The sequence below is a fragment of the Pseudocoprococcus catus genome, assembly GCF_019734885.1.
Lineage (GTDB): Bacteria > Bacillota > Clostridia > Lachnospirales > Lachnospiraceae > Coprococcus_A > Coprococcus_A catus.
The window spans coordinates 1-1,125 of record NZ_JAAXCM010000001.1 but is presented as its reverse complement, the minus strand read 5'-3'; the positions used below and the strand labels follow the sequence as shown (position 1 = coordinate 1,125).

Annotated in this window: 1 protein-coding gene; it reads left to right on the top strand. The window is 36.4% G+C overall.

What is annotated here, in order from left to right:
* On the top strand, window positions 1–1,061 hold a 1,061-nt coding region (gene tnpB, locus HED67_RS00005; protein ID WP_221717118.1), incomplete at its 5' end, for an IS200/IS605 family element RNA-guided endonuclease TnpB.
* Window positions 1,062–1,125 lie beyond the last annotated feature (64 nt).

The window sequence follows — 1,125 nt, the reverse complement described above, 5'->3', positions numbered from 1 at the left end:
AGAAAGAACAGATAGCAAAGACATTTGGCTGCTGCCGTTTTGTGTATAATCGGACACTGGCGTATCGAAAAGAAGCATATGAGAAAGAGAAAAAAAACGTAAATAAAACCAACTGCAACAATTACTGTAACCAGGTTCTAAAAAAAGAATATGGATGGCTAAAAGAAGTAGATAAGTTTGCCCTTACGAATGCAATTTATAATATGGACGCTGCCTATCAAAAATTTTTTAAAGAACATACAGGGTATCCGAAGTTTAAGAGTAAACATGACGGTCATCAATCATACACAACGAATTTTACCAATGGGAATATAACGGCAGATTTTGACGGAGGAAAAGTAAAGCTGCCTAAACTAAAGGAAGTAAAAGCAAAACTGCATAGAAATTTTATCGGACAGATAAAGTCTGCAACGGTATCGCAGATGCCGAGCGGAAAATATTATGTATCAATTTTGGTGGAAACGGAACATGTGGAACTGCCACATACAGATCAAAACACAGGAATAGATCTGGGCATTAAAGATTTATGTATTACTTCAAAGGGAAAGAAATATGAAAATCCAAAAACCATCAGGAAATATGAAAAGAAACTGGCAAAGCTGCAAAGACAGTTAGCGCATAAAGAAAGGAGAAGCCGAAATTACTGCAAGATCAAAAAAAAGATAGCATTATGCCATGAGAAAATAACAAATAGCAGAAAAGACTATCTGCACAAGATATCCCATGAGATTATCAGCGAAAACCAAGTGATAGTTTCGGAAAATCTGCAGATACAGAACATGGTGAAAGATCATCATTTAGCAAAAGCTATAAGTGATGTTTCATGGTATGAGTTGACAAGACAGTTAGAATATAAGGCAAAGTGGAATGGTAGAAAATATATAAAGATAGATACATTCTATGCCAGCAGCCAGTTATGTTCGGTTTGCGGATACCAAAATACAGAGATAAAGGATTTATCAATAAGAGAATGGTCGTGTCCTGTTTGTGGTGTAAAACATGATAGAGACATTAACGCTGCAAAAAATATACTGACGGAGGGATTACGACAAATAGCATAAGAAGAATAACTATATAGGGCAGGGACTGCCCGAATTTACGCCTGTGGAGATAGTAGGTCACGAG